The organism is Microcoleus sp. S36b_A4, from assembly GCF_036700645.1.
In the GTDB taxonomy this organism is placed as follows: domain Bacteria; phylum Cyanobacteriota; class Cyanobacteriia; order Cyanobacteriales; family Microcoleaceae; genus Microcoleus.
In genome coordinates this window covers 1-7613 of record NZ_JAUBPI010000160.1, presented here as the reverse complement: position 1 = coordinate 7613, position 7613 = coordinate 1, and the positions used below count along the sequence as shown (strand labels likewise).

The 7613-nt window shown below is 43.7% G+C and carries 7 protein-coding genes; all 7 read left to right on the top strand.

Annotated features, from left to right (window positions below; translation table 11 throughout):
* A partial coding sequence (locus tag QUA03_RS27790) for a hypothetical protein (protein WP_333216801.1) occupies positions 1-304 on the top strand: 304 nt, incomplete at its 5' end.
* A 2-nt stretch (positions 305-306) separates the two neighbouring features.
* Positions 307-1749 (top strand): ShlB/FhaC/HecB family hemolysin secretion/activation protein, encoded by a 1443-nt coding sequence (locus QUA03_RS27785; protein WP_333216800.1) that lies wholly within the window; start codon positions 307-309, stop codon positions 1747-1749.
* A gap of 450 nt (positions 1750-2199) precedes the next feature.
* A complete protein-coding gene (locus QUA03_RS27780) occupies positions 2200-2874 on the top strand; it encodes a response regulator transcription factor (protein WP_333216798.1) in 675 nt (224 codons plus the stop codon).
* 24 nt (positions 2875-2898) lie between these two features.
* Positions 2899-4845, top strand: coding sequence for a CHASE2 domain-containing protein (locus tag QUA03_RS27775; protein ID WP_333216796.1), 1947 nt, complete (start codon positions 2899-2901; stop codon positions 4843-4845).
* Positions 4846-5357: 512 nt separating this feature from the next.
* A complete protein-coding gene (locus QUA03_RS27770) occupies positions 5358-6140 on the top strand; it encodes a DUF928 domain-containing protein (protein ID WP_333216794.1) in 783 nt (260 codons plus the stop codon).
* A 17-nt stretch (positions 6141-6157) separates the two neighbouring features.
* The gene (locus QUA03_RS27765) at positions 6158-6334 is read left to right on the top strand and encodes a hypothetical protein (protein WP_333216792.1); all 177 of its coding nucleotides are present in this window, start codon (positions 6158-6160) and stop codon (positions 6332-6334) included.
* 549 nt (positions 6335-6883) lie between these two features.
* Positions 6884-7613, top strand: a 730-nt coding sequence (locus QUA03_RS27760; RefSeq protein WP_333216790.1) for a leucine-rich repeat domain-containing protein, incomplete at its 3' end; no start/stop codon positions are given.

Below are 7613 nucleotides of genomic sequence, written 5' to 3'. Positions count from 1 at the left end.
TAAAACCGGAGTCAAAATCCTCCAAAGGTTTACCCTACATACTCCGACGCCTTTTGTCAATGGGGGAACTTCAGTTTTACCCTCAGTGCGATCGCCCAATCCGCACCGCCACCAGGTGTCACCATTCCCCCTAACGCACCTGACGCGATCGAGCAAACGATCCCCAATCCCTCTTTTACACCCCGTCCTCTCCCCGATGAAACGCCTTCACCACCACCCGAACCCGAACTGCAAATTCCCCCAACTCAAGAGTCACCTGAAGTTACTCCCCCGTCGGGCGATCGCTTTTTTATCCAAAAAGTAGAAGTGCTGGGAAACACCGTCTTACAGGACGAAATTGCCAAATTAATTCAGCCTTACGAGAACCGTTCCGTCACGTTTGAAGAGTTACTCGAACTGCGATCGGCGATTATTCAACTCTATATTAAAAACCGCTACATTACCTCTGGAGCCTTCCTGCCCAACAATCAAGACCTCAGCAGCGGTACTGTCAAAATTCAAGTCGTAGAGGGCGAACTCGAACAGATTGAAATCGGTGGGTTAAATCGATTGCGATCAGGATACGTGCGATCGCGCCTAGAACTTGCCACCTCTACCCCCTTAAACCAACAACGTTTAGAAGAAGCCTTGCAACTGTTGCAACTCGATCCGCTTATCGAGAGGGTAAATGCGGAGTTAACCGCAGGTAGCACTCCAGGCCGCAATATCTTGCGAATCAATCTCAAAGAAGCGCCTGCCTTTCACAGTGCGATTGGCGTAGACAACAACCAATCACCCAGCATTGGTTCCGTCCAAGGCAGCGTAGAAGTCAGCCATGATAATGTCTTGGGATTTGGCGATCGCGCTTCAGTCCAATACGGTCGTACTGAAGGACTCGACCTCTACGACCTCAACTATACTATCCCCGTGAATGCTCGTAACGGTGCCCTTAACCTCCGCTATAACAATGGCAATAGCCGAATTATAGAACGAGAGTTCCGGGATATCGGTATTAGAAGCGAGACTCAAACCTATTCCCTCAATTTCCGCCAGCCCATTACCAGAACACCAACCCGTGAATTTGCATTAAGCTTAGGTTTAGATCGGCGTCGCAGCCAAACTTATATCCTCGACGATCGGCCCTTTTCCTTCACAGAAGGTCCTGAAAAAGGCGAGTCTAAAGTTACAGTAATTCGGTTTTCTCAAGATTGGGTCGATCGGGGCAGAAGACGAGTCTTAGCCGCCCGTTCTCAATTCAGTCTAGGGATAGATGCCTTTGATGCAACTGTCAACAATACGGGCACTGACGGGCGATTCTTTTCCTGGTTGGGGCAATTTCAATTGGTGCAGCAGTTATCATCCAGAAATGTGCTAGTAGCGCGAATTGATGCTCAGCTAACTCCTAATTCTTTGCTACCTTTAGAACGGTTCAGTATTGGTGGAGTCGATACAGTTCGCGGCTACCGACAAAACCAACTCGTTGCCGACAATGGCATTCTGGGTTCAGTTGAAGTTCGCATTCCCCTCGCGTCAGATACCAGTACACTCCAGTTAGCGCCTTCTTTTGAAATCGGAACTGTCTGGAATAACCAAGATATTGACCCTGACCCAGCTACAATTGCCAGTTTAGGACTGGGTTTACGATGGCAGATCGTTCCCGATTTATCGTTGCGCTTAGACTACGGCCTCCCCTTAATTTCAGTTGGCGATCGGGGAAACTCGCTGCAAGATAAGGGTATCTACTTTTCAGTACGCTATCAGCCGTTTTGAAGTAGGCTGTAGTAGTTTGCTAACCTAATTGCATATTTGTGCGATCGAATTTGCACAAATATGCAATATATTGTCTAGCTGATTTCTATATCATATAAAAGGAAACCAATTTCATCAATTAAATCGACGATTTGTCTGACTCATATGATGTCCAGCCAATCCCCTCCGCTTCGCTTCGCCCATTATATGTTCGTAGTAAGGACTTTAATCCTTATCCTTAATCCTTGAAAGGACTAAAGTCCTTACTACAAACTGTTGTTATTACAAGCACTTGACCGAACATTATAATATAATTAAATGAAAAAAAATCGGAAATTAACCAGAAACGGGCTGTTTCTTAGTTATTTTGATAATAAGAACATACTTGCCCTACTCCGCTCGAACTAAATTCTTACTGGGTAAGGAATTACCAATTACCAATTACCAATTAGCAATTACCAATTAGCAATTATGATGAGCCAAGATTTCCCAGAACCAGAGACACTCAAAATACTTGTAGTGGATGACCACGAACTAATCTTAAGCGGCACGATCGACTTGCTGAAACGGCAGTACCCACAAGCCGAAATCCTTACCGCTAAAACAACCCAGAATGCTCTCAAACAGGTCGAATCATTTATGCCAGATTTAGTTATTATGGATCTTTCCCTACCAGAAACCTTCGGGCACACTGCCGAAATCAATCGAGGCATAAAAAGCCTGGGAACTTTAATGAAAAACTATCCCACCCTAAATTTGGTCGTGCAAAGCAGTTATGTCAAGGCACTGGTGCGGATTAAACCAGATATCGACGCTCATGAAGGGGGGTTTACCGTAGCTGACAAAGGACTTTCCAGTGAGGAGATGTTGAAGCGGATTGACTTGGCACTCAAAGGAGTTACCCATACCAAAGATTTGAAAATGCCACCAGGGGAAGTCAAGCCAGAGTGGCTTGAGGTACTCAATCTCGCTTTTGAAGAAGAATTGGAAGATAAAGGCATTGCCGATCGTATGAACCTATCCCTCAGAACAGTACGCCACTACTGGACAAAAGTTCAAGACGTTTTAGGCGTTTACCCGGAAGATGGCAAAAGTCTCCGCATTCAAACGGAAAAACGAGCTAGAGAAGAGGGGTTTATTGATTAATCGGTTTTGTTAAGGAAGAAACTGTTGTTATCTACTATTTTGAGCAAAATTAGAAAAAAATTTACCATCTGGTCTGTAGGAACCCGGCCAGGAATTGTTGCTATAGTTCTGATTGTACTCGTTCGTTTGAGTGGAGCGCTGCAATTGATAGAATGGGTAACTTTCGACTCGTTTCTGAGGCTGCGACCATCTGAACCTATCGACGAACGAATTGTGATTGTGGGAATTGATGAAGCCGATATCCAACGTATCCGAAATTACCCTATACCAGATCGCGAAATTGCCAAACTGTTAAGAACTTTGCAGAAGTACCGGCCCAGAGTTATCGGTCTTGATATTGTTAGAGATCTACCCGTTGAACCCGGTCATGCCGAACTGGGTGCAACTTTTAAAGATATCAAAAATCTGATTTTGGTGGAAAAAGTTATACCTGATTCTATTAAACCGCCCCCCGACTTACCCCCAGAAAAAATCGGTTTTATAGATTACCTTTCCGATGATGACGGCAAAGTCCGGCGTGCGCTCTTGGGAACAAATAGACCTGAAGACAATAAAAAATATGTTTTTTCCCTGCCTTTGCGACTGGCACAAACCTATCTCAAAGCTGAAGGCATTAAACTAAGCAATAGCATTCGCGATCGCGAGGCGATGCGGTTTGGTTCGACTGAAATTCCTCGTTTTTTTTCCAATTCTGGAGGCTACGCGGGCGCTGATGATTTTGGTGTTCAGCTACTCCTCAATTATCGCAACGGTCGGAAACGATTTCGCACGCTATCGCTTCAATATATTAACGATAAAGCTGCCAAAGGTAATTCCGATCTGTTGCGCGATATCTTGGGTGATCGCATTGTTCTAATTGGGATAACGGCTCCTAGTATTAAAGACTTTGTCAATACTTCTGCGATCGCTAATTTACAACCGCGTGGGAAAATTTATGGCGTAGAATTTCATGCCCATGTGACCAGCCAAATCGTCAGTGCAGTTCTCGATGGACGACCCGTTTTAAAAACCTGGTCGCAGGGTTGGGAATATCTTTGGATTGTCGCTTGGGGCGTTTTAGCTATTTATCTCGGTCGGCTGACTCAATCTCCATTAAAAAACCTCGTATATGTTGCCGCTGCCAGTCTTGGGTTAGTTGGAATTAGTTATGCTTTCATCGTCGGGGGATGGTGGATTCCCGCAGCACCAGCTTTATTAGTTTTGGTGATTAATGGTGCCATCTTGAACACTTTCTATCAATACGATCGATTTTTAAGGTTTCAAATTGAGATTCGCCAACATACCATTGAACGGACATTTGTTCTAATTCATAATGGTCCTCTGCAAACACTAGCCAATATTTTGAGGCACGTTCAAGACCAAGATTTAGAACCAAATCGATTGCTCGAAGAATTGAAAAATCTGAACTGGGAAATCAGAGAAGTTGGCGACTACCTGAAACTAGAAGCCCTAGATCGAGAGGAAAGTCTCCGTCTAGGCAGTGGTCTAATCCTAGACTTAAAGCTACCGATTCGCGACCTACTCTATGAAGTCTACAGCCATACACTCCAGCGAAACTTTCCTTCCTTTAAAACGCTCAAAGTTAAAGTTTATTCGTTCGAGCCAATTGAAGAGCAATACTTAAGCCTGGAACAAAAGCGAGAACTCTGCCAATTTCTGGAAGAAGCACTGTGCAATGTCGGAAAACACGCTAAAAATTTGACCCGTCTCAGTGCTACTGGCAAGCAAAACAAAGGCTGGTACACGCTAAGTATTAAAGATAATGGATCTAGCATTTGCTCTTCCTTTGAAGGTCGAGGAACAAAGCAGTGTCTAAATCTCGCAAAAAAATTAAAAGGAAAATTTAAGCGAACCTGTCTCGGAGAGAAAGGGACTTTGTGTGAGTTAACTTGGCCCATTACGGGGACAAACTGGAATTTTGCTAGTATAAAACGTAACTTCACAACCAAGATTTTGAAAGGCAGGAGCTAGACCCCTCGTTATTGTGAACCTCACTTAAACGAGAATTGCTATATCCAAAACAGCCTCACCGAGTTACCCGAAAATTAGATTAATACGGAGGGCCAATAAGATTGCCGAGTTGTGCAATTATAACTACCTTAAAAAGCGACAGGAAATACAAACTCAAGCACTTAACTTGGCACAAGCTACTCTAGTTAGATCTAATCTATTTATTTATTATAGGACTAATCCTCACACAGACGCCATAAAAAACCAGGAGAAAAACAAAAAGGGTTGACCAACTGGTTGGTTACTTTAGCAATGGGCACAATACCCCAATAGAGGATCTAAGGTATGAGAAAAAACGCACAAAATCAAACAAACCATGAATATTGTGAGATTAGGTGACTATGATTTAGAAGTTGAACAACTTCCTAATCAATTAAGGCATCGGGAATTTGATGTTACCATAGTTAACAATTAGTTAGGACAAAAAACTAAATTAGCTATTAAATAATTAAAAAAGGAAAAAGGGCTAAGTTATGATGTCAATCCAATGGTTCTTTAACAAACGCATCAACATCAAAATACTCACCAGTTGTGCCTTGAGTTTAACGCTGATTGTAACTCCGGCAGTTCTGGCGGGTTATGCACCTGGCAATCAAAAGCCTCCCCCTTCAGAAAGAAGATCGGATGGAGGAACGACTAGAGGGTGTTCTGGAGGAGATATGCCACTAACCGTTCTCGCCCCTGTGAACTACATAGGACGAACGATTTCTCGATACCCTACGTTCGCTTGGTTTGTGCCTGATGATTCCGCCTCCAAGCCAATAAAATTCACGATTTACGAGTGGGTTCCAGGTGCTAAACCCCAACAAGTTCGCGAGATATCCTTGCAGAGTTCACCGGGAATTATGAAATTATCTCCGTTCTCGAATAACGAACAAGGACTGCAACAGGAGAAACAATATCTTTGGCAAGTTGTTATCAATTGCGACCCAGATAACCCATCAGGCGATCTAGTAAGCGAGGCAACTATTGAGGTTGTAGCAATGCCTGCTGCCGTGCAAAGTAAACTCAACAAAGCAGTAAATAGCGTTGAGAAAGCTAATATCTATGCTGAGGCAGGTTTATGGTACAACGCGCTAGATGAAGCGCTCAAACTCGCCCAAGCGTCGAAACTGGGAGAAATGGGTTCAACTTTGTTAAAAGATTTGGCTGTGTCGGAAGCACCAAAAACCACTTCACAATTGTCGCCAAAAGAACGCTCCGCTCGCGCGAAACAAATTGAAACCTTGAAGCAGATTGCAGACAGTACACGCTAACTAACCTCTAAGCAGTAATGAAAAACAACACTTTATGTCGTGCAGTTTTACAAGGTTTGAGGGCTAGTGCAATTGTTATCGGGTTTGATGTAGCCAATCGTTCTTGGGTGACATCTGCCAGTGCCATATCTTTGTTTGAAAGTTTGCCACCTCTTTCTGAAGTTCTTTACTTCAGGGGGCGACAACGAGTCTAAAGAGGTTGCTCCATCAGCTTTATAGCTCTTAATTCCCTCTGATAAAATGCTCGCTTCTAAAAGTTGCTCTATCCAGCAAAGTTATAGATGTGTCTGGTAAATCACAGACTCAACCATACAGCTTTATTAGCGACTTTTATAGTTATCTTTGCTGTGTCGGCTTAAATCTCTCACACTTTGTCTTACCCTTAAACCCCTAGCGGAATGTTTTCGACAGGCTGTTAAGTCTTTGTCAAAGTGAAAAAGATTTAGAAGACCGTCGGAAAAATAGCTGCTTGTCCGTCTGGCTGAAGACGCTTAGAATCGTGTGTCACGCGCTTGGTGCTATTTAATAACCTTAGCGGTTCCAGGCTTTGAGTCAGGATAGATGGATATGCTGAGTTAGCTTTTGGGTGTGGCGTGTTAGGTATTTATAAAGACTGTTATGCAGAGTAAACCTTACCCTGCTACCTCGTCGCATCAGTTTCAAGCCCTAGGTTGGCAAATATCGCTTTCTAACAAACTAAGTTCTGGTCACAATGAAATAAATGTTACTGAGAGGTAAACGACATGAGCCGAGAGGAAGCAGTGCGACGAATTGAGCAGGTTGCTGATGAAAATTTGACTAAATTAAATTTATCGGGTTTGCAGTTGCAAGAAGTACCACCGGAAATTGTCAAGTGTACGCATCTGACACGGCTTAATCTCAGCCATACTCAGATTACCTCCATCCCAGAAGTGATCGGGCAACTGTCCAATCTGATATTGCTTGACTTCAGTGAAAATGAGATTACAGCCATCCCAGATACGATCGGGCAACTGTCGAATCTGACAGAGCTTAACCTTGGTAGCAATCAGATTACCTCTATCCCAGAGGCAATTGGGCAACTGTCAAATCTGACAGAGCTTAATTTCAGTGAAAATGAGATTACAGCCATCCCAGATACGATCGGGCAACTGTCGAATCTGACAGAGCTTAACCTTGGTAGCAATCAGATTACCTCTATCCCAGAGGCAATTGGGCAACTGTCAAATCTGACAGAGCTTAATCTCAGGGACAATCAGATTACAGCCATCCCAGATACGATTGGGCAACTGTCGAATCTGACAGAGCTTTACCTCAGTTACAATCAGATTACCTCTATCCCAGATACGATCGGGCAACTGTCAAATCTAACAGAGCTTTTCCTCACTTTCAATCAGATTACCTCTATCCCAGATACGATCGGGCAACTGTCCAATCTGATATTGCTTGACTTCAGTGAAAATGAGATTACAGCCATCCCAGATACGATCGGGC

What these genes read in the sequence shown, in the direction of transcription:
- QUA03_RS27780 (WP_333216798.1), top strand. Translation starts at nt 2,200, where the DNA reads ATGATGAGCCAAGATTTCCCAGAACCAGAGACACTCAAAATACTTGTA.
- QUA03_RS27770 (WP_333216794.1), top strand. Translation starts at nt 5,358, where the DNA reads ATGATGTCAATCCAATGGTTCTTTAACAAACGCATCAACATCAAAATA.
- QUA03_RS27765 (WP_333216792.1), top strand. Translation starts at nt 6,158, where the DNA reads ATGAAAAACAACACTTTATGTCGTGCAGTTTTACAAGGTTTGAGGGCT.